The sequence below is a fragment of the Pontibacter kalidii genome (assembly GCF_026278245.1).
Classification (GTDB): Bacteria; Bacteroidota; Bacteroidia; order Cytophagales; family Hymenobacteraceae; genus Pontibacter; species Pontibacter kalidii.
This window is the reverse complement of sequence record NZ_CP111079.1, coordinates 1,865,658-1,891,005: the sequence shown is the minus strand read 5'-3', so window position 1 is coordinate 1,891,005 and position 25,348 is coordinate 1,865,658. Positions and strand designations below refer to the sequence as shown.

The 25,348-nt window shown below is 51.1% G+C and carries 21 protein-coding genes; 15 read left to right on the top strand and 6 right to left on the bottom strand.

Features of this window, described 5'->3' with window-relative positions:
• Positions 1-16 precede the first annotated feature (16 nt).
• The 3 genes from speE to OH144_RS08060 all read left to right on the top strand — a co-directional run bounded on the left by speE (position 17) and on the right by OH144_RS08060 (position 2,933).
• Complete coding sequence (gene speE / locus OH144_RS08070) at positions 17-1,348, top strand: polyamine aminopropyltransferase (RefSeq protein WP_266205787.1); 1,332 nt, start codon at positions 17-19, stop codon at positions 1,346-1,348.
• Complete coding sequence (locus OH144_RS08065) at positions 1,341-2,411, top strand: agmatinase family protein (RefSeq protein WP_266205786.1); 1,071 nt, start codon at positions 1,341-1,343, stop codon at positions 2,409-2,411. The genes speE and OH144_RS08065 overlap by 8 nt, the downstream gene beginning before the upstream one ends.
• A 189-nt stretch (positions 2,412-2,600) precedes the next feature.
• Positions 2,601-2,933, top strand: a complete 333-nt coding sequence (locus OH144_RS08060; RefSeq protein WP_266205785.1) for a phage holin family protein — start codon at positions 2,601-2,603, stop codon at positions 2,931-2,933.
• A 78-nt stretch (positions 2,934-3,011) separates the two neighbouring features.
• Here OH144_RS08060 and OH144_RS08055 read toward each other — a convergent pair whose 3' ends face one another.
• A complete protein-coding gene (locus tag OH144_RS08055) occupies positions 3,012-3,347 on the bottom strand; it encodes a four-helix bundle copper-binding protein (protein ID WP_266205784.1) in 336 nt (111 codons plus the stop codon).
• A 168-nt stretch (positions 3,348-3,515) separates the two neighbouring features.
• Between OH144_RS08055 and recQ the strand changes: the two genes are divergently transcribed.
• A complete protein-coding gene (gene recQ, locus OH144_RS08050) occupies positions 3,516-5,648 on the top strand; it encodes a DNA helicase RecQ (RefSeq protein ID WP_266205783.1) in 2,133 nt (710 codons plus the stop codon).
• Positions 5,649-5,757: 109 nt separating this feature from the next.
• Here the strand turns inward: recQ and OH144_RS08045 are convergent, their stop codons facing one another.
• Complete coding sequence (locus tag OH144_RS08045) at positions 5,758-7,224, bottom strand: S8 family serine peptidase (protein WP_266205782.1); 1,467 nt, start codon at positions 7,222-7,224, stop codon at positions 5,758-5,760.
• Positions 7,225-7,779: 555 nt separating this feature from the next.
• Here OH144_RS08045 and OH144_RS08040 point away from each other — a divergent pair.
• Both OH144_RS08040 and OH144_RS08035 read left to right on the top strand, forming a co-directional pair.
• A complete protein-coding gene (locus tag OH144_RS08040) occupies positions 7,780-8,565 on the top strand; it encodes an XRE family transcriptional regulator (RefSeq protein ID WP_266205781.1) in 786 nt (261 codons plus the stop codon).
• 182 nt (positions 8,566-8,747) lie between these two features.
• Positions 8,748-9,467, top strand: a complete 720-nt coding sequence (locus OH144_RS08035; protein WP_266205780.1) for a pirin family protein — start codon at positions 8,748-8,750, stop codon at positions 9,465-9,467.
• Between the two features lie 80 nt (positions 9,468-9,547).
• Here the strand turns inward: OH144_RS08035 and OH144_RS08030 are convergent, their stop codons facing one another.
• Positions 9,548-11,953: an ABC transporter permease gene (locus tag OH144_RS08030; RefSeq protein ID WP_266205779.1), complete on the bottom strand. Its 2,406-nt coding sequence runs from the start codon at positions 11,951-11,953 to the stop codon at positions 9,548-9,550.
• Positions 11,954-12,246: 293 nt separating this feature from the next.
• On the opposite strand from OH144_RS08030, the gene OH144_RS08025 reads away from it, so the two are divergent.
• From OH144_RS08025 to OH144_RS07995, 7 genes are all read left to right on the top strand, one after another.
• Positions 12,247-13,632: a sigma-54-dependent transcriptional regulator gene (locus OH144_RS08025; RefSeq protein WP_266205778.1), complete on the top strand. Its 1,386-nt coding sequence runs from the start codon at positions 12,247-12,249 to the stop codon at positions 13,630-13,632.
• On the top strand, positions 13,622-14,977 hold the full coding sequence (locus tag OH144_RS08020) for a sensor histidine kinase (RefSeq protein WP_266205777.1): 1,356 nt from the start codon (positions 13,622-13,624) through the stop codon (positions 14,975-14,977). The genes OH144_RS08025 and OH144_RS08020 overlap by 11 nt, the downstream gene beginning before the upstream one ends.
• A gap of 149 nt (positions 14,978-15,126) precedes the next feature.
• Positions 15,127-15,576, top strand: coding sequence for an OsmC family protein (locus OH144_RS08015; RefSeq protein ID WP_266205776.1), 450 nt, complete (start codon positions 15,127-15,129; stop codon positions 15,574-15,576).
• Positions 15,577-15,697: 121 nt separating this feature from the next.
• The gene (locus tag OH144_RS08010) at positions 15,698-17,011 is read left to right on the top strand and encodes a type IX secretion system plug protein (RefSeq protein ID WP_266205775.1); all 1,314 of its coding nucleotides are present in this window, start codon (positions 15,698-15,700) and stop codon (positions 17,009-17,011) included.
• Between the two features lie 115 nt (positions 17,012-17,126).
• Entirely contained in the window at positions 17,127-17,600 is a 474-nt protein-coding gene (locus tag OH144_RS08005) for a hypothetical protein (RefSeq protein WP_266205774.1), read from the top strand.
• Between the two features lie 112 nt (positions 17,601-17,712).
• On the top strand, positions 17,713-18,585 hold the full coding sequence (locus OH144_RS08000; protein ID WP_266205773.1) for an alpha/beta hydrolase: 873 nt from the start codon (positions 17,713-17,715) through the stop codon (positions 18,583-18,585).
• 149 nt (positions 18,586-18,734) lie between these two features.
• A complete protein-coding gene (locus OH144_RS07995; RefSeq protein WP_266205772.1) occupies positions 18,735-19,280 on the top strand; it encodes a dihydrofolate reductase family protein in 546 nt (181 codons plus the stop codon).
• A gap of 171 nt (positions 19,281-19,451) precedes the next feature.
• Here OH144_RS07995 and OH144_RS07990 read toward each other — a convergent pair whose 3' ends face one another.
• The 3 genes from OH144_RS07990 to OH144_RS07980 form a co-directional block, all read right to left on the bottom strand.
• Entirely contained in the window at positions 19,452-22,085 is a 2,634-nt protein-coding gene (locus tag OH144_RS07990) for a T9SS type A sorting domain-containing protein (protein WP_266205771.1), read from the bottom strand.
• A gap of 110 nt (positions 22,086-22,195) precedes the next feature.
• Positions 22,196-23,293, bottom strand: a complete 1,098-nt coding sequence (gene ychF, locus OH144_RS07985; RefSeq protein WP_266205770.1) for a redox-regulated ATPase YchF — start codon at positions 23,291-23,293, stop codon at positions 22,196-22,198.
• 164 nt (positions 23,294-23,457) lie between these two features.
• Complete coding sequence (locus OH144_RS07980) at positions 23,458-23,790, bottom strand: DUF3276 family protein (RefSeq protein WP_073850776.1); 333 nt, start codon at positions 23,788-23,790, stop codon at positions 23,458-23,460.
• A gap of 135 nt (positions 23,791-23,925) precedes the next feature.
• Here OH144_RS07980 and OH144_RS07975 point away from each other — a divergent pair, with 135 nt between their 5' ends.
• Together OH144_RS07975 and OH144_RS07970 are read left to right on the top strand one after the other, a co-directional pair.
• Positions 23,926-24,339, top strand: coding sequence for a septal ring lytic transglycosylase RlpA family protein (locus OH144_RS07975; protein ID WP_323134784.1), 414 nt, complete (start codon positions 23,926-23,928; stop codon positions 24,337-24,339).
• Between the two features lie 3 nt (positions 24,340-24,342).
• Complete coding sequence (locus OH144_RS07970) at positions 24,343-25,254, top strand: DUF58 domain-containing protein (protein WP_266205769.1); 912 nt, start codon at positions 24,343-24,345, stop codon at positions 25,252-25,254.
• Positions 25,255-25,348 lie beyond the last annotated feature (94 nt).

The following is a 25,348-nucleotide window of genomic DNA, read 5'->3' as shown; positions in this document are numbered from 1 at the left end:
CCTTCTATACCCATTGATGAACGCTTTAGGCAGACACATTTTAGTTGAATTTTACGATTGCTCTCCTGAGCTGATGAACGATGTCGTTCATATCGAGAACAGCATGGTAGCCGCTGCCGAAACAGCCGGTGCCACTGTCATCAACAGCACGTTCCACCACTTCTCGCCCTACGGCGTTTCGGGTGTGGTGGTGATTCAGGAAAGCCACCTGGCCATCCATACCTGGCCGGAGTACGGTTACGCTGCCGTGGATCTTTTTACCTGTGGCGACTCCGTAGATCCCTGGGTGTCTTATACATACCTAAAGGAAGCCTTCGAATCCGGGCATGGTTCTTCCATGGAGTTACGTCGTGGCCAACTGGGCTTGCTCAAGCGCAACGATTTCAGTCTGGAGCAGCTGCGCGATGTGTCGCCGAAGCCAGAGGAGGAAGTGGGTACCATTACGCGCGACGTATGGTTTACGGAGCGTGACGAGAACATCGCCCTGTCGCTTAAGCACTCCGGTAAGCAGCTTTACAAGAAGGATTCGCCGTACCAGCGCGTGGAGGTGATCGAGACACTGGCTTACGGCAATATGCTGACGCTCGATGGCATGGTGATGTGCACGCAGAAGGATGAGTACGTATACCATGAGATGATTACGCACGTGCCGATGATGAGCCATACCAAAGCGAAGCGTGCGCTCGTGATAGGTGGCGGCGACGGCGGTACTGTACGAGAGTTATTGCGCTACGAGCAACTTGAGGAAGTAACGCTGGTGGAGATCGACGAGCTGGTGATCGAGGCCTGCAAACTGCACCTGCCCGAAACCGCCGTTGCTTTTGAGGACCCGCGCCTGAACCTGCTGGTGGAAGACGGTATCAAGTACATCAACGAGTGCGAGGACGGCCGCTACGACCTGATCATCGTGGACTCGGCTGACCCGGTTGGTCCGGGGGAGGGCCTGTTCACGGCAGAGTTCTACAGCCAAGTACACCGCTGCCTGACACCGGATGGCGTGATGATCACGCAGTCGGAGTCGCCGCGCTTTAACAGTGCCGTTTTCGTGGAGATCTACGATACGTATAAGAAGATTTTCGGGCAGGATAAGGTGCACTGCTACCTGGCCGCTATCCCGACTTATCCAACCGGTACCTGGAGTTTTTCCTACTCCTCCAAAGGGAACTCGCATCCGCTGCAGTTCGACCGTGCGTCGGCTGCCAGGTTCTCCAGCGAACAGGGCCTGAAATATTATAACGAAGAGGTGCATGCGGCTGCCTTTGCACTGCCTAACTTTGTGAAGGAGCTGCTGAACAGTGGCTCCCAGCAAGCAATAGAAGCATACTCAGCAGAACCAACAAATGAATAGCAAAGAGCAGAAAATACAGAATTTCGATCCGAACGGCGTGGGCGATAGCAGCGGCGGCCTTTTTGGCCTTCCGTTTACGGTGGAGGAGTCGGAGGTGGTGATTATCCCGATGCCTTGGGAGGTAACGGTGTCCTATAGCGCCGGCACGGCTCAGGGCCCGCAGGCTATTAAAGACGCCTCTCCGCAGCTCGATCTCTTTGAGCCAAGTATAAAGGATGCCTGGAAACTGGGCGTGGCCATGGAGGAAATCTCTGTGGAGTGGGCAGCGACGAGCGAGGCGCTACGCGACAAAGCCGAGGCCTACATCAACTGGCTGGAGGCCGGAAGTCCGGAGGTGGGCAGAGGCGAATTTGAGCACCTGCCCACTGAGGTTACGGCCAAAGGGGAGGAGCTGCTGGCTTGGCTGAAGCAAAAAGCCCTGGCGTACCTGGAGCAGGGCAAACTGGTTGGCGTACTGGGCGGCGACCACAGCACCCCGCTGGGCCTAATGCATGCACTGGCCGAGAAACATGAGGAGTACGGTATACTGCAGGTAGATGCACACGCCGATCTGCGCGATGCCTACGAGGGGTTTGAGTTCTCGCATGCCTCCATCATGTTCAACGCCCTCAAGCTGCCGCAGGTGAAGAAGCTGGTGCAGGTAGGCATCCGCGACATTTGCCAGGCTGAGGCAGAACTGGCAGAGCAATCCAACGGCCGCGTGACCATTTTTTACGACGCCACGCTGAAGGAGAACATGTATGCCGGCGACAGCTGGAAGAAGGAGTGCAAGAAGATCATTGCGCAGCTGCCGCAGAAAGTATACATCAGCTTCGACATCGACGGCCTGGATCCGAAACTTTGCCCGGCCACCGGTACGCCGGTTCCGGGTGGGCTGGAGTTTGAGCAGGCGGTGTACCTGATCAAGCAGCTGGTGAAATCCGGCCGTGAGATCATCGGCTTCGACCTGTGCGAGGTTGCCCCCGGCGAGAGCGAGTGGAACGGCAACGTGGGTGCCCGCATGCTGATGAAGCTCGTGAACTGGATGGCCGTGTCGCAGCAGCGTCTGGAGGCGCAATTTTAACACGCACCAAGTAGAAGTTTATACTTATCGGAAAGCCCGCAACAACTGTTGCGGGCTTTCTTTTTATACTTTGGGCTACCGCCATACTTTATACTTTGGGCTACCGCCATACTTTATACTTTGGTGTCCGTATGTATAGCGCAACAGCTATAACCTATTTAATCTATATTTAACGAAAGAAATAATACTATGGGATTTGTGCTTAAACTACTCTTAACAGGCGCCGCCGCCATGCTGGCTGCTTACATTTTGCCAGGCGTATCGATAGATGGCTTCCTGACGGCGCTTATACTGGCGCTAGTGCTGGCGGTGCTGAACGCCATCGTGCGGCCTATTCTTGTCTTTCTCACCATTCCGGTAACCATACTTACGCTGGGCCTTTTCCTGCTCGTCATCAATGCGGTCATTATACTTCTTGCCGATTATTTGATCGCAGGCTTTGCCGTGGATGGTTTCATCTGGGCGTTGCTGTTTAGTTTAGTACTTTCTGTGATCACGGCCATTTTGGATATGATCTTCTAAAGTATGAGATAAAGTATAAACGCGAAGAGGCGGACCATTACAGTTGGTCCGCCTCTTCGCGTTTCGGCAAAATACAACTTATGCCTGCTGCATCCAGTTCTGGCAAGCCTCGGCGCACTCGCGACAGGCATCGGCGCATTTCTGGCAGTGGTCGTGTTGGTGCTTGCGGCACTCCTCCTCGCACAGGCGGCAGATCTCGATGCACTCCTTCATCACGTGCTTGGCGTGCGGGGAATTGCGAGCCACGAATTGTGCTGTGAGCAGGCAGATATCGGCGCAGTCGCGGTCCAGCATAATACACTTCGCCATCATTTTTACATCGTCTTCCTGCAGGCACATGGTGGCGCAGGTTTCACAGGCGGTCATGCACTTTACCAGCACATGCTCCAGGTTGTTTGTTATCTCTGATTTCATAGCTTAAATTTTTTTATGTATGGTTAAAGGTACGACAGCAGGCCTCTATGGTTCAGCAAGTCTTAAATGCACCCTGCTTTCTCGTAATTACGTGCCATTATGGTTATCTTTGAATGATAAACAAACACAAGCGAAGCAGGTAGATCCCTGTGTCGGAGATTGTAAAGTATGGCGACGATACGTGAGGCAAGAGAGGCCCTGAAATTATACTTTGGATACGAGCAGTTCCGCCCCATGCAGGAGCAGATCATCGAGGGGGTGCTGCAGGGCAGGGACGTGGTGGTGCTGATGCCGACAGGCGGCGGTAAATCCGTTTGCTACCAGGTGCCGGCAGTGGTGCAGCCGGGCATGTGCGTGGTGGTATCGCCGCTGATCGCGCTGATGAAAGACCAGGTGGAGGCACTGCTGGCGAACGGCATCCCGGCGGCGTACATCAACAGCTCCCAGAGCGCGGAGCAGCAGTACGGGATAGAGAACCAGTGCCTAGAGGGAAAGCTGAAGCTGCTTTACGTATCGCCCGAAAAACTGCTCTCCTCCGGTTTCCTGGCTTTTCTGCGCCGCGTCAGGATCTCGCTTTTCGCCGTGGATGAGGCACACTGCATCTCCTCCTGGGGCCATGATTTTCGCCCGGAGTATACCCAGCTGAAGGCGCTGAAGCAGCAGTTCCCAACTATACCGGTTATTGCCCTTACCGCCACCGCCGACAGGCTCACGCAGAAAGACATTCAGGAGCAACTGTACCTGCAAAACCCAGAGGTCTACCTTTCCTCCTTCGATAGGCCCAACATCAACCTGATGGTGAAGCCGGGGCGCGACCGTTTTAACAAGATCACGGAGTTTCTCTCGAAAAGGCCAAACCAGCCGGGCATTATTTACTGCCTCAGCCGCAAGGCCACGGAGTCGCTGGCCGATAAGCTGAAGCGCAGCGGCTTTAACGCCACGCATTACCATGCCGGCATGTCGGCCAACGCGCGGGCCAAGGCGCAGGAGGAGTTTCTGAACGATGATGTGCAGATTGTTTGCGCGACTATTGCTTTCGGTATGGGCATCGATAAGTCGAATGTGCGCTGGGTGATCCATTACAACCTACCGAAAAACATTGAAGGGTACTATCAGGAGATCGGGCGCGCCGGCCGCGACGGGGCCAAGTCGGACGCGTTGCTCTTTTATAGTTATGCCGATGTGATGAGTATGCGCAGTATGCTACAGGACAACCAGAACGAGACGCAGACAGAGTTGCAGCTGGTAAAGCTGGAGCGAATGCAGCAGTTCGCGGAGGCTGCCGCCTGCCGCCGGCGCATACTTCTGCAGTACTTCGGCGAGACCATGCCCCAAGACTGCGGCAACTGCGACATCTGCCGCAACCCGCCCACCCGCTTCGACGGAACCGTGATCGCCCAGAAGGCCCTTTCTGCCATCGCCCGCACACAGGAGCGCGCTAACATGAGCCTGCTGGTAGATGTGCTGCGCGGAGCCCGCAACGCACAGGTGCTGCAGGGTGGGTTCGACAAGGTGAAGACCTACGGCGCCGGCCGCGACATCAGCACGCTGGACTGGAACCGTTACCTGCACCAGTTGCTGAACGAGGGACTCATTGAGATGGCTTACGACCAGGGCTATACGTTGAAACTGACGGAGCAGAGCAAGCAGGTGCTTTTTGAGGGCCGCAGGGTGCAACTCGTGAAGTTTGAGGAAGTGAAGCAGGAGGAACCAGCCGTAAAGGCGCGTCCGAAGCGCGAGCTGATAATGGACGCGCTGTTCGAGAAGCTGCGCGCGCTCCGCAAAAGCCTGGCCGACGAGTACGGAGTGCCGCCCTATGTGGTCTTTACCGACGCTACCCTGCAGGAGATGGCTGCCGAGCGACCGACGAACAAGATCGCGATGCTGGCTATATCCGGTGTGGGTGCCCAGAAGTATGAGCGCTACGGCGATGCTTTCATTTCCGAGATCATCGACTTTATTAACGAGGAGCAGAACAAAGGCAACAAGATAAAAGGCGCTACGCACCTGGCAACGCTGGAGCTCCTGCAGCAAGGCTACAGCGTAGAACTGATCGCCAAGGAGCGTAACCTGAACCCGGTAACGGTGTTCTCTCACCTGGCTACGCTCTATGAGCAGGGCTACGAGGTAAACCTGGAGCGTTACGTGAGCAGGGCAGAGTATAAGGTCATCGCGAAGGCTATTGCCAAGCTAGGAGTAGATGCCAAGCTGAAGGACATATTTGAACTGCTGAACGAAGCTTACGCCTACTACAAGATCCGGCTGTCCATTTCTATCTTTAAGAAGGAGAACGCCTGGTAAGGCAGTAAGCGAAGTATAGCAGTATAGGTAAAGTATAAAAGTATAGAATGAGAAAGGCCGCCCATACGTGAGCGGCCTTTCTCATTTTATACTTATCTCTACTGGCTGATTACTTCAGCGATGCAACCGGATCCGGTGTGCTGTCTTTGTCTCCGGTAATGTACCCCTGGCTCAATACTTCGCCACGCAGGGCAAGTATACCTGCTACGTGCGGGGCAGCCATGGATGTACCGTAGTGGCCGCTGGAGAAGCTGCCAGATTTGTTTGTAGCCGTCACGTTTACGCCCGGAGCAGCGAAATCCACGCCGGCACCGAAGTTAGAGGAAGACCACAGTTTGTTGTAGCTGTCGATGGCAGAAATGGTATACACGCCTGGTGCGTTCACCCGGGCTGGCGATGTGCCGGAGCAGTCTACCGCGCTGTTGCCGGCTGCGATGGCGAATAGTATACCGTTGGCGGCTGCCGTCATCACGGCGTTATCCAGGGTGGAGGAGATACCGCTGCCCAGGCTCATGTTCACCACATCACCCGGTTTGCCGTTTCTGTTCACGTGGTTAACCGCAGAGATAGCTCTGGAAACGGTGCCGGCACCAGCATCGTCGAACACGCGCAGGGCAATAATGGTCGCATTGGAAGCTACTCCCAGCATACCCGATCCGTTGTTCCTGGCGGCGATCACCCCGGCAACCGAAGTACCGTGGCCAAAGCCGTCTTCAATCGATGGGTTGCCATAGATAAAGGAGAAACTTCTCTCGAGGTCTACGTTCAGGTCAGCATGGTCAGTATCTACGCCTGAGTCTATTACCCACACCGTTTTTCCAGTACCGTCGCCGTATCCTACGCGCTCAATGTTCCAGGCCACCGTCTCGCCTGCAAGCGGGGTGATAGGAGCGTAAGCCGGTGCTGGCTCCGATGGTTCCGTCGGCTCAGTCGGCGCTGGCTCTGCAGGAGTTGGTTCAGACGGCGCAGGTTCGGTTGGTGCCGGCTCCGTAGGAGTTGGTTCGGTCGGGGCTGGGTCTGTTGGCGTAGGCTCAGTAGGGGCCGGCTCAGTTTTGTTCTTGCCGTTGCCCTTGCCGCCACTGGTTGGGGTGGTTTCGTCGTCCGTCTTGTTGTTTCCTTTGCCTTTCGTGGTGGTATCCGTGGTCGTCTTCCACTTAGGGGCAAGTGCAATGATGCGGTCCTGCTCCACATAAGCTACTTCAGGGCTTTTGCGAATCGCATCCAGCTGCTCCGCGCTAAGGCGTGCCGCGAAACCGTTCACGACGCCTTCGTATACCTGCGAAACCTCATTTACGTCAACTTTGGAAGCTGTCAACACACGCTCACGCATTCTGGCAGCATCTACTTTGGTGGCTTTCAGGCCTTGGCTATTGTCGGAGCTAAGGTTGGAGCCGCCATTTTTAAACACGACAATGTATTGTCCCTCGATGGCCTGCCCGTTCTGGGAAGAGAAAGCGGCCTGTGGCTCACTGAATTGATTTTCAATAAGCTCTTCTTTCTGGCAGCCTGTGAGGGAGATGGCAGTGACAAATGCTGCCAACGCAAGGGAGCGCTGCAGGGTTAAACTTCTGATCATAGCTAAAAGTTGAAAAAGTAATAGGGTAAATATTTAGTTAATAGTGAAACCTTTATTTTTAGTTGTCGTAACCTTCGCTCTATTCGAAAAGTTCACTATTACCCACTACTTTTAAAGAAATTCTTGCCAACACCCTTTAGAATGTGCAATTAAAGGCAAAAAGAGGCCTGTCGGCGATCATTGGCCGCTTTGCTCGCTGAAAAGATCCTAAGGTATAGGACTTTTTCAAATTACTTTAAATGATCAGGAGAAGTAGTAGTGTTACAAATTCAATATCTCGTTTTAAGTATGATTCAACTATTTGTCTTAAAAGTCAGTTATAAATACCTTAAATCAAAATAAAGCTGATGTGACGAAGTGATATAGAATTGTACTTTATTGGTAATCATGAATTTTGTTTGAATTGTTACACTTTATCATTATTTCAGATTAATTAAATAACTTCTATGCTTTAGTAATTGTGCTAAATAAATTAGTATAATTGCTAAGGTTTACGTACTTTTACACGCGTGCAGCTAAAGTATGGCCGCCGTTAGGTAATTAAAAGGAGCTATTATGCAGTTGGTTACATCGAATTTAAGACACTTGCGCAAGCATGCCAGCCTGACACAGGCGCAGCTGGCCGAGAAGCTGGAGATAAAGCGCTCATTGGTGGGCGCTTACGAGGAGGGAAGGGCTGAGCCGAAACTAAGCACGCTGGTAAATGTAGCTAGGCTGTTTGATGTATCCCTCGATGACCTGATTACCCGCGATCTGGTGCATGAGGCGCCGGCTGGAGCAGCAAACGGGGAGGGGCGCGCCAATGGCGGAAACCTGCGTGTGCTGGCTATTACGGTAGATCAGGAGGAGAGGGAGAATATTGAGTTGGTACCGTATAAAGCCAGCGCCGGTTATCTGAACGGCTATGCCGACGCTGAGTTTATAGAGGAGCTGCCGCGCTTCCGCTTGCCGATGCTCGGGGCCGGCGGTACGTACCGTGCCTTCGAAATCAGCGGCGACTCCATGCTGCCGATCGCCTCCGGCACCGTCATCGTAGGCCGCTTTATAGAGGATTGGGGCCAGATAAAAGATGGCACGCCCTGCATTATCGTGAGCCAGAAAGAAGGGGTGGTGTTTAAGCGTATCTTCAACAAGATTAAGGATGCTTCCACCTTGCGCCTGCACTCTGATAACCCGGTTTACTCGCCCTACGAGGTGCACGTAGAGGATGTGGTGGAGATTTGGGAAGCAAGATCCTATATCAGTTCCACATTCCCCATTGCAGACCTTTCGCTCGACAAGCTCTCCAGCATTGTGCTCGACCTGCAGAAAGAGGTACAGAAGCTAAAGAAGGCTGAGTAAGCCATTTAAGGAACTATACAGTAAGCCTGAGGTCGTGCATGCACGACCTCAGGCTTTTTTGTGCCCTCAGCCACTGTTTTGGGACAATTGCTAACAAGAAATTAGCTATATACGTAAAGCCTTAGCAGATAGGGCGCTGCCGGGGCGCTCCTCATACTTATGCACTATAGCAAACCCAAACTATGATAAAACTGATACCTGCCTCAGAGCATCACAATGCGAGAGTAGGAGACTGGCTGGACTCTCGCTACCTCTTTTCCTTTGCTGATTATTACGACCCCGCCAACGTGCAATTCGGGCCTTTACGTGCGTTTAACCACGAATGGATAAAGGGCCATAATGGCTTCCCGCAGCACCCGCATGCTGAAATGGAGGTAGTAACCGTGGTTATGGACGGAGAACTGACGCACAAGGACAGCCTGCACAATGAGGTGGTGCTAAAGGCTGGCGATGTGCAGCGGATGACCTCCGGCACTGGCTTTACCCATTCCGAGACCAACGATACGGACAACGACACCGAGCTGCTGCAGCTTTGGTTCCTGCCCAACAAGCGTGGCCTGGCCCCCTCCTACGAGCACATGAACGTAGACTTCCTGGATGCCAAGGACAAGCTGGTACCGGTGGTGACGGGTCAGAAAGTGCTGGAGAATGTGCCGTTCATCAACTCAAACTCCACTGTATATTATGGTCACGTGAGCCAGGGCGGCGGGATTGATTTTAAGACGTTTAAGATCCGGAAAACGCTCGTGTACGTGCTGAGCGGCTCCATGTTGATCAACAACGTGGAAACTGACCGAAACGACCAGGTGCGCCTGGAGAACCAAGATATTGTGAGTTTGCATGGAAATGCCGAGGCCACGTTTATACTTGTGGATGTGCCTGCTACCGAAGTGAACTACTGATTTATACTTCAAAATTAAAGTATATAACAAGAGCCGCCCAATTTGAGCGGCTCTTGCTGTTGTAGTAAAATGCTAAACTTTTACTCGCTTTTTAAGGAGACCACCGGGTTAGCCAGCGCCGCCTGTATGGCTTTGGTGCTCATGGTCAGCAGCGCGATCAGGAGTGTAGCTACCCCGGCCAGTAGAAACGGCCAGTAGCCAATACTAATGCGGTAGGTAAAGTCCTCGAGCCACAGGCTGAAGATGTAGTAGGCGATCGGCGCAGCAAGTATAAACGCTATGAGCACCAGTTTGATGAACTCTTTGGAAAACAGGGAGGCGATGCTGAACACGGAGGCGCCCATCACCTTGCGGATGCCCACCTCTTTGGTGCGCTGCGTCGCCATAAAGGCCACCAGGCCGTACAGGCCAATGCAGCCTATAAGTATGGCGATGAAGGAGAAGACCTTGAACAGCTTGCTTTGGCGCGCCTCTTCCTGGTAAAAGTTGGCGACTGTTTCATCCAGAAACTCATAGCTGAACACATCATCCGGGTAAGCCATATTCCATACTTTCTCCAGGTGAGCAATCGCCTCTTGCTTCTGGCTTATGTCAACTCTGGCATTGAGGAACAGGTATTCCGTTTTGGAGGTAAACAGAATAATAGGATCGATAGGCCGGTGCAGCGAGGTCTGGTGAAAGTCTTCCACTACGCCCACAATAGTTGCCTTGAAGTCACTGCCGATGCGCATCGTTTTGCCGATCGCGTCCGCGGGACTCTCAATACCAAGCTTGCGGCGCATAGTTTCGTTTATCATCACAGAGGCCGAGTCTGCGTTGGTGTAGGCTCTTCCGGCCGCCAGTTTAATGTCATACAGGTTCAGGTAATGCTCATCGGCGAACTTCAGGTTGGCTTCAAATGTGGCGTCTTCGCTGGAGTTGTTATAGGCAAAGTTGGAGCCCCAGGTAAAGTTAGAGGATGGCGGAGCGCCTGAGAAACTCACCTGGCGCACGACAGGGTTGCTCAGCAGCTCGTCGCGCAGGGGCTGTATTTTCTCACCGGCCTGGTTTGGCAGTAGAATGGTTACCACGGCATCTTTGTTAAAGCCCAGCGACTTGGTCCTAAAGAAGTCCATCTGCTCGTTTACCAGGATGGTGCAGATGATGAGTACCTGGCAGATCGTGAACTGTAGTACCACCAGGGCCTGCCGGATGGGCAAGCCTGCCACCTGTTGCGTGTTGATGCGGCTCTTCAGGGCTGCAATCGGCTGGAAGTTTGCCAGGATCATGGCCGGGTAAATACCGGCAAACAGCGTGACCAGCAGTACTTCCGCTACCAGGAAAAACAACAGCACCGGGTCCTGGAGTACAGTAAATGTGATTTTCAGCTCCAGTAGGCTGTTGAGGTAGGGCAGGGCAAGCTCCGTAAGTATAACCGACAGCAGGGTGGCCAGCAAGGTGATCAGGAAGGTCTCGCCGATGAACTGCAGCACCAGCTGGCTTTTGCTGCTGCCCAGCACCTTACGCACACCCACTTCCTTGGCACGCTTCACGGCCTGTGCGGTGGCCAGGTTCACAAAGTTGATGCAGGCCACCAGTACCATGAAAATGCCTACCAGCGCCATCGACCAGATAATTTCTTTGGCAATGGTGCGTTGGCCGAAGTTGCCCAACTCAGGGTTAAAGTGTATATCGCTGAGGGGCTGCAGCACAAAGCTTTCCGCCACCCTTTTGTTCTGCTCCCGGTGGCGCTGCACGAAACTTGATATCTCTGCCTGTTTGGCCGCTGGGGATGCCCCCTCTGGCAGCAACGCAAATAGCTGAAAATTGCTGGTGAGCATATTGTAGTTGTCGACCTCAAACTTCGTATAGTTTCGGAACGAAGGGTAGGAGATCAGCATGGAAAAAGGGAAGTCCGAATTGGAAGGCGGGTCGGGCATAACAGCGCTTACTTTCAGCGTAATAATATTATTAAACTTGATTAACCTCCCGATCGCATTCCCCTCCGGAAAATACTTGTCGGCCACGCTTTGCGTCAGCACTACGTTGTTCGGTTCTGCCAGTGCCGGGCGCGGGTCTATGGCGCCTGTCTCAAAATCGAAAATATCGAAGTACTGTGGCTCCACAAAGGCAATGGGCTTCTCCTCCAAGAAGCGTCGTTGCACCCCGTTGTCCTGGCCCAGGACGTTGATCTGGGCTGTCTCCTCGCTGTAAATAATAGTCGTATTCTCCATGCCCAGGTTATCATTGCTACGGAGCAGCTTCGGAATCGGGAAACGGATGCCGGTATGCTCTTGCTCGCCTTCCTCGGTCTTGAAGTAAGTGGTAACACGGTAAATGCGATCGGCTTTGCTGTGGAAGGTATCGTAACTCAGCTCATACTTTATCACCAGGAAAAGCAGGATGCTGCAGGTAATGCCCAGCGTGAGGCCCGCAATGTTGAGAAGGCTGTAGCTCTTGTTGCGGAGCAGCGCGCGGAAGGCAGTGAGGAAGTACAGTTTTAACATAGTTTTAGAAGTATGGATTTGCCAGTTTCATTTCCAGGCCGTCCTGAAGCGAGGCAGGCCTACCTGGTTATTGCCAAGCGCTGTGCCAAAAATAAAAAAGGCACTGGCTGCAAGTATAGGCAAGTATAGCATATCGACTATGTCCGGTGCCGGACACTTTCTGTCCATCACCGGACAACACAAGTATAGAATAAGCCGCAGAATCACTATATTAGATGTATCTAAAGCTGGCACAGTATTGTTATACCACCCTTTAGCTGATCAAGAAGCGAGGCATAAACGCACCTAAAACTATGGAAGAACAAAATCTGGGACGCATTCTGGTAATAGACGATAACGAGGACGTGCTGTTCTCGGCCAAGATGCTCCTGAAGCACCATGCCAGGGAAGTGGTGATGGAGAAAAACCCGAAGAAGATTCCGTTCCTGCTCTCCAACGAGGAGTTCGACCTGATCCTGCTCGACATGAACTTCAGCCAGGATATTACGAGCGGCCAGGAGGGGTTCTACTGGCTCAGGGAAATCCTGAAGTATGACCCCTCGGCAGTGGTGGTGATGATAACCGCATACGGTGATGTGGAGATGGCCGTGCGGGCGCTCAAGGAGGGAGCCACCGACTTTGTGCTGAAGCCCTGGCAGAACGAGAAGCTGATCGCCACGTTGTCATCTGCTGCCAGACTGCGCCACTCCTACAAAGAAGTAAGCCAACTGAAAGCGGTTAACCGTGCCCTCAGTTCACAGCTCAGCACCGGCAAAGACATTATCCAGGGCGAGAGTAATGCCATGCGCCAGCTTTTCTCCATCATCGATAAAGTGGCCAAAACGGATGCCGATGTACTTTTGCTGGGCGAGAACGGCACCGGCAAAGAAGTCATCGCCCGCACCATTCACGAAAGCTCCTCCCGTTCCGACAAAGTATTCGTAACTGTGGACATGGGTGCTATCACCGAATCGTTGTTCGAGAGTGAGTTGTTCGGCCATAAAAAGGGCGCTTTTACCGATGCCAAGGAAGACCGGATCGGCAGGATAGAGGCGGCCAGCGGCGGCACCCTTTTTCTGGATGAGATCGGTAACCTTTCGCCGGCCATGCAGGCCAAACTGCTCACGGTATTGCAACGGCGCGAGATCATCCGGGTGGGTACCAACAAGCCCATTCCTGTAGACGTGCGGCTGATCTGCGCCACCAACATGCCGCTGAAGGAGATGGTGCAGCGCGGGGAGTTCCGGCAGGATTTACTTTACCGCATCAATACCGTGGAACTGCACCTGCCGCCCCTGCGCGAGCGCCTGGAGGACGTGGCGCTTTTTGCCTCCCATTTTCTGCAGGAGTACGCTCAGAAGTATAAACAACCTGTCAAGCGCCTGGGCGAATCGGCGCTGGCCCGCTTGCGCCGCTACAGCTGGCCCGGCAACGTGCGCGAGCTGCAGCATGCGCTGGAGCGGGCCTCGATTATGAGCGACAACCGCGAGCTGCAGGCCGAGGATTTCTTCTTTCTGGCCGAGGAGCAAACTCCTGCTGCGCCAGCCGTTACCGCCCAAACCCTGGACCTGGATGACCTGGAGCGGGAGGCGGTGCAGCGGGCTCTGCAGAAGCATGAGGGCAACATCTCCAAAGCAGCCAAGGAGCTGGGCCTTAGCCGGGGGGCGCTGTACCGAAGACTCGAGAAGTATGAGCTATAGGCACTACAAGTTACAGCTACTGTTGCGCGTGCTGCTGCTGGCAGCATCAGTCTTTGCCTTTGCCCGGATAGATTTCAGTGAGGAGTACCGCGGCACGCTGTTGGGGCTGGGGCTCTTTATCTTTTTGCAGATAGGGCTGTTGATGCACTACATGGAGCGGACCAACAGGCTTTTTCTCCGTTTTCTCAATTCCATCAAGTATGATGACTTCACCGAGCAATTTCATGTGGGGCCCGCGGGGAAAACGCAAAGGGAGCTGGCGCAAAAGCTAAACGAGGTGATGGCGAAGTTCCGGGAAGTGCGGGCCGAGAAGGAGGCGCACCTGCAATACTTCGAGGTGATTGTGCAGCACATAGGCATCGGCATCATCACCTACAAACCCGACGGAAGTATCCTTTTGCTCAACAATGCCGCCAAAAAGCTATTACAGGTGGGGCAGTTGCGGCGGGTGCAGGAGCTACAGCAGGTCAGTCCGGAGCTGGCGCTGGGACTGCAGCAACTCGAGAGCGGCGACAAGGTACTGGTGCCTGTGCGGCAGGAGGGCGAGCAGGCCCACCTGTCGGTGCACGTCATAGAGCTGTCGTTGCTGGGGGATAGGGTGCGCCTGGCCTCGCTGCAAAACATACAGATGGAGCTGGAGGAAAAGGAGATGGAGGCCTGGAGCAAGCTGATCCGCGTGCTGACGCATGAGATCATGAACTCCGTGACGCCTATCTCGTCGCTTTCGGCCAGCGCCTGCGAGGAGATCCATACGTTTACCGATACGGAGGCCGAGGAGATAACCCTGCTGCGCGAGGAGCTCCTGGATATCGGCCAATGCCTGCAAACCATCAGCCGCCGCTCCGAGGGACTTATCCGTTTTGTGAATGAGTTTCGTAACCTGACTACCATCTCGGTGCCGCAGATGTCGCGGTTTGATGTGGGGGAACTGTTGCAGGAGATAAAGCTGTTGCTGCGCGAGCAGTTGGCACGGCAGCAGGTTCAGCTGGTGGTGCAGGCCCCGCGCGAAAACATGCTCCTCTCCGCCGACAGAAGTATGGTGGAGCAGGTGCTCATCAATCTGGTGAAAAACGCCACCGAAGCCGTGCATGAGCAGCCGGATGGGCAAATAGCGTTGCGCGCCTCCCTGGACGGGCGCAGCCGCATCACCATCTCTGTGTCAGACAACGGGCCGGGCATGACGGAAGAGGCCATGGCTAAGATCTTCATCCCGTTCTACAGCACCAAAAAAACCGGATCGGGCATCGGCCTCAGCCTCTCACGCCAGATGATGCGCCTGCACAAGGGCACTATTTCGGTCCAGTCCGAACTGGGGCAGGGGACCACCTTTGTGCTGCGGTTTTAAATCTAATCTGCCTTAGAGCATTCTTATGAAGGGAAAGCGCCAGCCACACTGGCTGGGCGGCCTGAAGCCGGAGCATTTATACTTCACGCGCTCAAAACTTTTCTGCAGCCATACCTTATACTATACTTAGCATCCCTAAAGTATAAACTATGAGCTTAGAGGAAAAAGAGGGTTTCATCACGGTGTATACCGACAGCAGCTCCCCCCTGGTGGCCCACATCAGCGCCGGCGTAGACAAGATGGTAATCGACGAGTCCGGCGTGGCCGAGGGTATAAAAGAGGGCGCAGACCCATATGATTACATATTAGCCGCCCTCGGGTCGTGCACCGTTATTACCCTGCACATGTATGCGCAGCGAAAGGGCTGGCCGCTGGAACGGGCAGAAGTGAGCCTGCGGCACGAGCGCGTCCACGCTGTGGACTGTGCCCAGTGCGGGGAGAAGGAGGCAAAACTTAACCGCGTTACCAAGCACCTACGGCTCACAGGCAACCTTACCGAGGAGCAACGCCAACGGCTGAGAGTGATCTCCACCAAGTGCCCTGTACAGAAAACGTTGGAAGCTGGGATATTTGTGGAAACACATTTAAAAGAAGAGTAAGCTTTCGGAAGTATAAATCTATTGTATCGGCCCCTGTTGTAACCCAGGTTTATACTTTTTAGCTATATTCGTTCTGATAACCATGTGGCTGTACTGCAGAGTATGGCCTGAACAGACGAGCATGCTGAAAAGATTAACTTATACTTACCTGATTGCCGGTGCGCTGGCAGTTGGCACCGTGGCCTGTGTTCCGATAGAGCAGCAGGTGCAGAGCAGTAGCGCTACACAATCGCAGTTGCGCTATGAGGATTTCGTGTACGACGAAAGTATACAGTCGGTGCAGGCCTATGTGGCCACCGGTTTTGAGGAGGAGGTGCTGGAGCCGCCTGTTGTTCCCATCAATCAGACCAAACCTATCATACTTGAGTTTGACCGCCTGAACGCCGCACCCAACCGCCTGCAGGCCAGGCTCGTTCACTGCGACGCCAACTGGAAACCCTCCTCCCTCAGCGATACGCAGTTCCTCAACGAGTTTAACGAATTCTTTATTACCGATGCGCAGAACTCGGTGAACACCCGCGTAAATTATGTGCACTACAAGTTCCGGGTACCGCGCGTAAAACTGAGCGGCAATTACCTGCTGGTGGTGCAGGAGGAGGGAGGAAAGCTCTTGCTCACACAGCGTTTTATGGTGTACCAGGAACTGGTAACAGTGGCGTCCAAACTGGGAGCCTCGCTCGGTCCGCAGGGCCGCGAGACCAGGCAGCCGGTAGAGTTTAACGTGTTTTATGCCGACTACGACCTCGTGAACCCAGCAGCAGAGGTAAAGGCCGTGATGCGCCAGAACTACCGTTGGGACACCGCTAAGCGCCTTGCCCGCCCTACCTACATACATGATGCCCAGCGTAGGCTGGAATACGTATTCTTTGATCCGAAAGAGCTTTTTAAAGGCCACAGCGAATTCCGCGCGTTTGATACCCGCAGCCTGAACTATAAAGGTATAGGGGTAGATAACATTGACCTGCAGCAGAACCCGGCCGTGGTATTCTTACAGACAGACCAGAGCCGCAGCGGCCTTGCCTACAGTCAGGACCCGGACATTAATGGCAAGCGCATTTTCGGCAACCGCCAGTATGGCAACGGCGATGTGAACGGTGATTATACCTGGGTGGACTTTGAACTGCAGGTCTCGGACAAAGTGCCCGGCGAAGTATACCTGCAAGGCGATTTGACCAACTGGCGCCAGTCGGAGGAAGCGAAGTTGACTTATGATGCCGAGCGCCAGGTTTACACTGGCCGCATGCTGTTGAAGCAGGGCTACTATAACTACTATTATACTTTAAAGTCCGGTACAGCGGCACCAGATGACAGCTACTTTGAGGGAAGCCATTTCGAGACCGGCAATGATTACGATATCCTGATCTACTACCGCCCACCCGGCTCCCGCGCCGACCTGCTGATCGGGTATGACCGGTTATACTTTAACAGGAAGTAGTGGAAGCTATAATGCAGATAAGCGTATGTTTTCGCATGTACAGTAGTTGGCGGTTATATCAGAGACAATTTGAATGTACAATCAAGAAAAAGTAGACGACTTTATACTTCGTGCTATGGACATCGCAAAGACTTTGAATAAAGATGAAGCTTTAGACACATTAATTGCAGAAATAGAAACTTTTGACGAGAAGTATCTCAACGAATGTATAAATGCCTTGAATTACATCAGGTATGAGAAAGTGCTTGATTGGATTGAACATAATGCACATAAAGCAATCAATATAAGTAGTAATTGGGGACATGTTGCTGCAAGTTCTTGCTTCAATTGGAACAGAGCCGATAAATGGTTAACTAAAGGAAGACCTCTAAGCTTGATAGCTCTTGATGCTTTAATATTTTGTACAACTATTGATGAAAGATTAAATCAATCATTATGGATGAGAGAAATCCAGCCGACACTAACTGATAACCCAAAGCCAGAGATAGTCGCAAATAGACTTCAAAAGTATTTACAAGTTGATAATGTGCCGAGGACAAGAGATGCAGTTAAGAAAATCATCAATAACTTATTTGAAGTTGAACTATAAAAATACCAGCCGCTAACCCCGCACATAAGCCAAACTGTGGCTACGCCTCGCTCACCTTATGTACTAACCGTTAAGGGTTGATTGTTATGAACGAAACGCGAGTATTTAACAGATGAACAGAATCCTTTTACTTCTAATTCTAACCTTCTCTGCGCCGCTAACCTTTGGTCAGGTAAGCAGGCCGGAAAAGAAAGACAGCAGCAAGCCTTTTATACTTGGACTGATTGATGAAGTTCACTCAAAGGAACTTGGCGAAAAAAGAATTTTAAATATTTACCTTCCCGAAGGATATAGCAAGAAAGATACGGTACGATATCCTGTTATTTATCTTCTTGACGGTTCGGCAGACGAGGATTTTATTCATGTAGTTGGCCTCGTGCAATTCAACAGTTTTGAATGGATAAACCAGGTTCCGAAATCTATAGTTGTTGGCATCGCCACTGTCGATAGGAGAAGAGACTTCACATTCCCGACTAGCATAGAGGAAGATCAAAAGCGATATCCCACAACAGGCCATTCCGATAAATTTATCACGTTTTTAGAAACAGAACTGCAGCCATTTATAGAGAAGAAATATAAAACGAACAGTTCTAAGACGATAATCGGGCAATCATTAGGCGGGCTTTTAACGGCAGAGATTTTATTTAAGAAGCCGACTTTATTCAACAAGTACGTTATCATCAGTCCGAGTCTGTGGTGGGACAATGGCTCTTTGCTTGATCATAAACTCAAGTTTCTGGAAGGCGGCATTACCCAACAAACCGATGTTTATATTGGCGTAGGAAAGGAAGGGCTTACACCAACTGCTATTCCCAGAGTAATGGAAGTAGATGCAAATTTACTGGCAGAAAAACTAAAAGAAACAAAAAGCAAAAGCATAAACGTGTACTTTGACTACTTGCCTCAGGTAGACCATGCCACCATCATGCATCAAGCTGTTTCCAATTCGTTTAGATTACTATACCCGAAGGTGCGCAAAGAATAAAGGTTAAGGGCATGCAATAGAATCGTACACCAAACCGATAACATGGCACAGGCTTTTTACCTGGCTACGCCTCGCGCATAGCGTGTACGAGCCGCATAACTATTCCGTACAGAAAATTCATTTCTACTTTAACTTATCACGTAAGCCAAATGAAGCAGATAATTTTAGATCTGGCGGTTAGCCTCGACGGATTTATTGAAGGGCCAAATGGAGAGATTGACTGGTGTATCCTGGACGATGACATGGACTTCGAAGGCTTTCTTTCAAGTATAGATACCATTTTCTACGGCAGGGTCAGCTATGATATGTGGGGAAGCTACAAACCCGAAGCAGACGCAAGCGAAACGGAAAAATCGCTATGGGCAAGTGTTCATGCCAAAAAGAAAGTCGTATTCTCCAGCCAGGAGCGGCAGGATCATGACGTTACTTTTATCACTTCTAGGATCCCTGAAAAAGTTGCTGAGTTCAAACAGCAGAGTGGCAAGGATATCTGGTTATATGGCGGAGCAAAGCTTATCACAACGTTCAACCAGCTTGGACTGATCGATATCTACCGCATTTCCGTTCATCCAATTGTGTTAGGAACCGGCAAACCCCTTTTCCAAAACCTCACTGAACGAATAAACCTCAAACTAAAAGAAGTGAATAAATTCAGGTCCGGAGTGGTGCAACTTATCTATGAGCATAAAAGATAAATATCGGACCCGATAAGATGATTTATAAACGAGTCTAGCTGAAGCCTACTACCAGGTCTAACTGGCCCCAGAGTTCCAATACTGACTGAAAACTGCTAAACCAGCGGAAGGTGTAACCAAGATTTATTCACCAGAAAAGGCAGGTAAATCACCTGCCTTTTCTGGTTGTAGCTATTGGATCAATATCTTTCTAACAAACGTCCCTTCCTGCCTTGTTGTCCGAAGAAAGTATAAACCAGCAGGAAGCATGCGCACATCTAATTGATGAACCGAACCGGATTTAAATTTTGCCTGAAGAACCAGTTGCCCCCGGCTGTTGGAGAGGCTGTACAACGTATAGGGTGAACTGCCGGCTGGCCAGCTAATGTTCAGTTTATCTGCTGCAGGGTTTGGAAAAACAATTGGTGTGGCCTCTCCCAACGCATCTTCTACAGCCAGAACAGCCTTGGCAGGTAACCTGTCCACCAGCGTGTTATAGACAATGTTGGTCTCAATGGCAGGATTATAGTCAAAATAGATAAATGCCTGGTTATTGATGACGGAGCTATCTGGCAAGCCCGCTTTAGGTTTTATAGTGTACAAGATATAGCCATGGCTGCCGGGCTCGTCCGTTTTATCATCGGGCAAATGAATGTTATCGAAGTGGAAGCTCACCAGGTTTTCCTTTACCACGGTATACATGTCGTGGCTGCTGCCGATAACCTCAAAGGTACTTAGGTCCAGCTCCTGCTGCAGTTCATTGGTAACGACGATGTTAAAGGCTTTGTCGGTGCCCATGTTCTGGAAGCGGATGAGGTACTCCAGCTTCTTTTTCTTTAGCGTCAGGTGCTTTTTGCCTTCGCCTGCCGGGGTTACCTGTATATCGTTGGGGTCGTAAGAGCAGGTCAGGATTTGCTGCAAGGTGGTGGTATCTGCGCCAAGGGTTTTATTCTCAGCGTTACGAAACTCGGTGAAGAGCTTGGAAACCAGCGTGTCGCCCATTTGCTCCACGCCGGGCATGGTAAAGTTAAGGAAGATCTTTCCTTTCTTGCCGATTTCCAGATCGTTCAGCTGCCAAGTCAACGTGTCTCCGCTTATGGTATGAGGGGCCGGAGTAGCTGAATCGAATGTAAACTTAGCCTCCGGTACAAGTTTGATGGTGCCGCTGGCTTTAGTAGAGCCACTGTTGCTGTAGTGCAAAGTATAAGGTGTCGGAAAACCGCATCGCGTGGCGTCGGACATGAGCGTAGCATCCACTTTTGTGTTTATTTCTGCTGGTATTAAGCCAAAGCTGAAGCTCTTTCCGTTGTCTTCTGGCAGGTTAACTGTAATTGGTTGCTTCCCTGATGCGTAAATCCAACCCGCTTGTGCAAGAGGTGTTATGGTGTGGCTGCCATATTGTAGGTTTATGGCCGTAGTCTCCTGGGAGCTATACACATTAAGGCTGCCTCCATTCAGTAAGAACTGCGAGTTAGAAATATAAGGCTCTTCCACATCCTTTTCTCCATTGGCATTTATGTCAGCGTAGGTACTTAGATGTATACTGCCTGCATTTTCTGATATCTTGAAAACATGTAGTTTCTCCGGAGAATCGGACTGCTGCGCCGCAAAGTATAACTCATCCTCATAAACATGGAACTGAACCCGTTGCAGCCCTGCGGTGCCCGGAATGGCATCTTCTTCCATTGATACGTTCTGTCCGTCATACCTATAAAGTTCTGCTCCGTACTCATCATCTCTTTTAATAAAGTATAATAAGCCTTTATGTACAGTGATGGCTTTCTCTTTCGTGAAGAAGGCATCTACTTTATCCGCTATCATGCGGGTGCCAGCAGAAGTGCCGTCAGTTTGGAACAATGCAACCAATGAGTCTCCTAACGTACTTGCTGGGCTCGGTACAGTAAACAACATATTACCCTTATACTCCCCTTCAAAGGTCACAAAATCGACAGAATGTAGAATACTTGTAGAACTTTTTGCCTCCACTACATCTCTTGTTTTCTTGTTATAGCCATACAGAATGCCGTTTTTGATGTAGATTTGGCGCGGGTATGGCTTGAGGTCTTTATAGGTGCCAAGCGCTGTTACCGTGTTAGCTGTTAACTTATAAACGTGGCTGAAGCTTTCTGCCGGCTCAGATCTTAGATAAGTGTTACAGACAAAGTATGACTCATCCCCATCGTTCAAAAAGAAGGAGTTAAGAATTGTTTCATCAGCATCCACCAGTACTTCTTTCAGCAAAGTTGTACTTTCATAAGTACCATCAGAGACGTATAGCTTAACCGTTGTAGGAGAGACTTGATTATTAAAGAAAACAAGGTCCTCATTTTCATGATACGCCATGCTCAAATTAGCCTTATTGTCTGTGATCCAAAACTTTTCTACGTTATGGGTTTGATTGTCTATTTCTATCATCTTATAACCTTCTGTAGATAACAGATAGGTTAAGAAGGTGGAATTTTTCCCGGGAATGATTTGCCGGCTATTTGAAACTGCAATAAAGCGTGCCGACTCTCTATCATTTGCTATATACAACATTTGATTTTCGTTATCAGCAAATATGATGGAAGATCCTAAAGCACCCCATGTACTTCCTGATTCCAATATTGGTCGTGCAGGCTTGGGTACCTGAGAAGGTGCCCTATTTTTTAAATTGAACACCTCAAAGTAGGTGTTTTGGTTCAGGTACAGTTTATCGCCTGCAAACAGATAGCCGCTTTGTTCATTTACTTGGGAAAAGCTATGCAGCAATACCGCCTTTTGAGCAAAAGCAGCTGTGTTGGAAAGAAGCACCAGGAAAAGGAGCAGGGTAGAGGTTTGTTTCATAAGCTTAAGAGGTAGAGTTATATAGCGGATCGAATATACTATAAAAACAAAAGAGGCCAGTTAACAGCTGGCCTCTTTTTATATAATACATAGATTACTTTATCGAGCAACTACACGTTAAAGCGGAAGTGCATGATGTCGCCGTCCTGTACCACGTATTCTTTACCTTCCACAGCCATTTTACCGGCTTCCTTGATCTTAGCTTCTGTCTTGTACTCCTGGTAATCCTTTAGCTTAATCACCTCGGCGCGGATAAAGCCTTTCTCGAAATCAGAGTGGATCACGCCGGCCGCCTGCGGTGCTTTCCAGCCTTTCTCAATCGTCCAGGCGCGTACTTCTTTTACGCCGGCGGTAAAGTAGGTAATCAGGTTCAGCAGGTCGTAAGAGGCGCGGATCAGCTTGTTCAGTCCGGATTCCTTCAGACCATACTCAGAAAGGAACATCTCCTTCTCCTCTTCATCGGTCAGTTCGGCGATCTGGGCTTCGATAGAGGCGGAGATCAACACTACCTGTGCGTTTTCGTCTTTTACGTGCTCGGCCAGAGCCTTAGAATACTGGTTGCCTTCAATCATAGAGTTCTCATCCACGTTGGCGGCATAAATCACAGGCTTGGCGGTCAGCAGCTTCAGGTCTTCCACCGCCTCCAGGTCATCCTCGTTCACATCCAGGCTGCGGGCGTTCAGGCCGGCCTCCAGCTGTGTTTTATACTTCTCCAGGCTGGCCAGCTCTTTCTTTGCCTTGGCATCACCAGACTTAGCAGAGCGCACCACCTTCAGGATCTTCTTGTCAACCGACTCCAGATCTTTCAGCTGTAGTTCTGTGTCGATGATCTCCTTGTCGGCGATCGGGTTTACCTTGCCGTCCACGTGCACGATGTTCTCATCCTCAAAGCAACGCACCACGTGTATGATGGCGTCTACCTCGCGGATGTTGGCCAGGAATTTATTGCCCAGGCCTTCGCCTTTGCTGGCTCCTTTCACCAGGCCGGCAATGTCTACAAACTCAATTACCGTTGGCAGCACGCGCTCCGGGTGTACCAGCTCCTCCAATATCTGCAGGCGCTCGTCCGGCACCGTGATCACGCCCACGTTTGGCTCGATGGTACAGAAAGGATAGTTGGCAGACTCTGCCTTGGCGTTAGAAATAGCGTTGAACAGGGTAGACTTGCCAACATTTGGCAGGCCCACAATACCGCATCGTAGTCCCATTTATACTTTAGTCTTTATTTTCGAGCCGCAAATATACAACAAATTAGCCAGCATTCTGTGCCTTGTGGGCTTAAATGAGGGCAGCGGCACAGCAAGTGGTAAAAACAAAAAGCCCGCAGCAGAGCAGCGGGCTTCAGGTATGCTTTATGATTCAGCGGGTAGGTTTATTCCCACTTCAGTTCTTCGTCAAAAGGAGCCTCTTCGCCTTCTTTCACCGGGTTCTCCAGTGCGGCCAGGGCCTCTTCTGTCAAGAGTTCGGATTTAACGTGGTCTATCGTTTCCTGCAGCGCGTCCATGAATTTCAGAAAATCCTCTTTGTAGAGGAAGATTTTGTGTTTCTCGTAAGAGAAGCTGTCTTCCTTGAACTTGCGCTTACTCTCCGTGATGGTCACGTAGAAGTCGTTAGATCGAGTTGACTTCACATCAAAGAAATACGTTCTCTTCCCGGCTCTTACTCTCTGGGAATAAATTTCTGCTTTTTCGTTGTTCTCTTCCACCGTTAATTAGACGTTAAATTCAACCTTGAGAACCTAAAAGTAATATATAGTTCTGATATATAAAAGTATTCAAATTTAAAATTTGCCTAAAATATTTTAATTCTATATTTGTAGCCGGACCAACTATATAATACTATGAATCTATATTCAGTAGTATTGATCTTCCTGCTTTCGCTCTCATCAGGGCCATTGGAGTACACGGCAGACGGAAAGGCAACCTATTATGCCGACCGATTCCACGGCCAGCGCACTGCCAATGGCGAGCGTTACGACAAAACCCTGATGACAGCTGCCCACGCCACGCTCCCGTTTAACACCAGCGTGGAAGTGACCAACCTGAAGAACGGCAAAACCGTAGTAGTACGCATCAACGACCGCATGGCCGCCAGCCGCCACCGCGTCATTGACCTCTCCAGGGCAGCCGCCACCCAACTGGACATGGTGCGCGACGGAACGGTAGCCGTAAGTTTAAAAGAACTCATCGGGGAGGAGGCACAACAAGAATCCTCTTTAGCCGTTTCAGAGTCAGAAGCCCAGCCAAAGCAGTAATTCATGAAAAAGCCCCTTTCCCTTGCCGATGTGCAGAAATTCGAGAACATGGAGTTTCTGGCCAAGCAGCTGGTGGAGGGTTTTATCACCGGGCTGCACCAGTCGCCGTACCACGGTTTTTCGGTGGAGTTCTCCGAGCACCGCCTCTACAACAACGGCGAAAGCACCCGCCACATCGACTGGAAGGTTTTTGCCCGCACCGACAAGCTTTTCATAAAGCGCTACGAGGAGGAAACCAACCTGCGCTGCCATATCCTGCTGGATGTGTCGCCCTCTATGTACTACCCGCTGGAAGATAACGGCAAGCTCACTTTCTCCGCCCTCTGTGCCGCCGCCCTTGCCACCCTTTTGCGCAAGCAGCGCGATGCCGTGGGGCTGGTAACCTTCTCTGATAAGATCGAGCACCAAACACCGGTCCGCTCCACCGCCTCCCATCTCCATGCGTTGCTTTTGCTGCTGCAGCAGCAACTGGAGCAGAAGCCCACAGCCAAGGATACCAACGTGGCTGAGGTGGTGCACCAGATCGCGCAGCAGATCCCCAAACGCTCGCTGGTGGTTATTTTTAGTGATATGCTGAGCCGCGTGGAGGACATGGACGCTATTTTCGCTGCACTGCAGCACCTGAAACACCAGAACCACGAGGTGCTCCTTTTCCATGTGATGGACCGCAAAACCGAGGAGGAGTTTGATTTTGCTGAGCGGCCCTATGTTTTTGTGGATGTAGAGACAGGGCAGGAGCTCAAGCTGCAGCCTTCTCAGGTGCGCGAGCATTACCGCACCGCGGTAGAAAAGTATAAAAGAGACCTAAGCCTTAAGTGCGGGCAGTATAAAATCGATTTTGTACCCGTAGATATCAGCGAGCCTTTCGATAAAGTGCTGTATTCCTACCTGGTGAAACGGGCAAAGGGGAGGTAGTCCTTTATCAATTACCATTTATCATTTTTGGATGTGTTGCAACTGCGGATATACCTGTTGCAGATGCCTGATAAATGATTATTGTTAACTGATA

What these genes read in the sequence shown, in the direction of transcription:
- recQ (WP_266205783.1), top strand. Translation starts at nt 3,516, where the DNA reads ATGGCGACGATACGTGAGGCAAGAGAGGCCCTGAAATTATACTTTGGA.
- speE (WP_266205787.1), top strand. Translation starts at nt 17, where the DNA reads ATGAACGCTTTAGGCAGACACATTTTAGTTGAATTTTACGATTGCTCT.
- OH144_RS08025 (WP_266205778.1), top strand. Translation starts at nt 12,247, where the DNA reads ATGGAAGAACAAAATCTGGGACGCATTCTGGTAATAGACGATAACGAG.
- OH144_RS07990 (WP_266205771.1), bottom strand. Translation starts at nt 22,085, where the DNA reads ATGAAACAAACCTCTACCCTGCTCCTTTTCCTGGTGCTTCTTTCCAAC.
- OH144_RS08020 (WP_266205777.1), top strand. Translation starts at nt 13,622, where the DNA reads ATGAGCTATAGGCACTACAAGTTACAGCTACTGTTGCGCGTGCTGCTG.
- OH144_RS08065 (WP_266205786.1), top strand. Translation starts at nt 1,341, where the DNA reads ATGAATAGCAAAGAGCAGAAAATACAGAATTTCGATCCGAACGGCGTG.
- OH144_RS08015 (WP_266205776.1), top strand. Translation starts at nt 15,127, where the DNA reads ATGAGCTTAGAGGAAAAAGAGGGTTTCATCACGGTGTATACCGACAGC.
- OH144_RS08035 (WP_266205780.1), top strand. Translation starts at nt 8,748, where the DNA reads ATGATAAAACTGATACCTGCCTCAGAGCATCACAATGCGAGAGTAGGA.
- ychF (WP_266205770.1), bottom strand. Translation starts at nt 23,293, where the DNA reads ATGGGACTACGATGCGGTATTGTGGGCCTGCCAAATGTTGGCAAGTCT.
- OH144_RS08030 (WP_266205779.1), bottom strand. Translation starts at nt 11,953, where the DNA reads ATGTTAAAACTGTACTTCCTCACTGCCTTCCGCGCGCTGCTCCGCAAC.
- OH144_RS08000 (WP_266205773.1), top strand. Translation starts at nt 17,713, where the DNA reads ATGAACAGAATCCTTTTACTTCTAATTCTAACCTTCTCTGCGCCGCTA.
- OH144_RS07975 (WP_323134784.1), top strand. Translation starts at nt 23,926, where the DNA reads ATGAATCTATATTCAGTAGTATTGATCTTCCTGCTTTCGCTCTCATCA.
- OH144_RS07970 (WP_266205769.1), top strand. Translation starts at nt 24,343, where the DNA reads ATGAAAAAGCCCCTTTCCCTTGCCGATGTGCAGAAATTCGAGAACATG.
- OH144_RS07995 (WP_266205772.1), top strand. Translation starts at nt 18,735, where the DNA reads ATGAAGCAGATAATTTTAGATCTGGCGGTTAGCCTCGACGGATTTATT.
- OH144_RS08055 (WP_266205784.1), bottom strand. Translation starts at nt 3,347, where the DNA reads ATGAAATCAGAGATAACAAACAACCTGGAGCATGTGCTGGTAAAGTGC.
- OH144_RS08010 (WP_266205775.1), top strand. Translation starts at nt 15,698, where the DNA reads ATGCTGAAAAGATTAACTTATACTTACCTGATTGCCGGTGCGCTGGCA.
- OH144_RS08040 (WP_266205781.1), top strand. Translation starts at nt 7,780, where the DNA reads ATGCAGTTGGTTACATCGAATTTAAGACACTTGCGCAAGCATGCCAGC.
- OH144_RS08005 (WP_266205774.1), top strand. Translation starts at nt 17,127, where the DNA reads ATGGACATCGCAAAGACTTTGAATAAAGATGAAGCTTTAGACACATTA.
- OH144_RS08045 (WP_266205782.1), bottom strand. Translation starts at nt 7,224, where the DNA reads ATGATCAGAAGTTTAACCCTGCAGCGCTCCCTTGCGTTGGCAGCATTT.
- OH144_RS08060 (WP_266205785.1), top strand. Translation starts at nt 2,601, where the DNA reads ATGGGATTTGTGCTTAAACTACTCTTAACAGGCGCCGCCGCCATGCTG.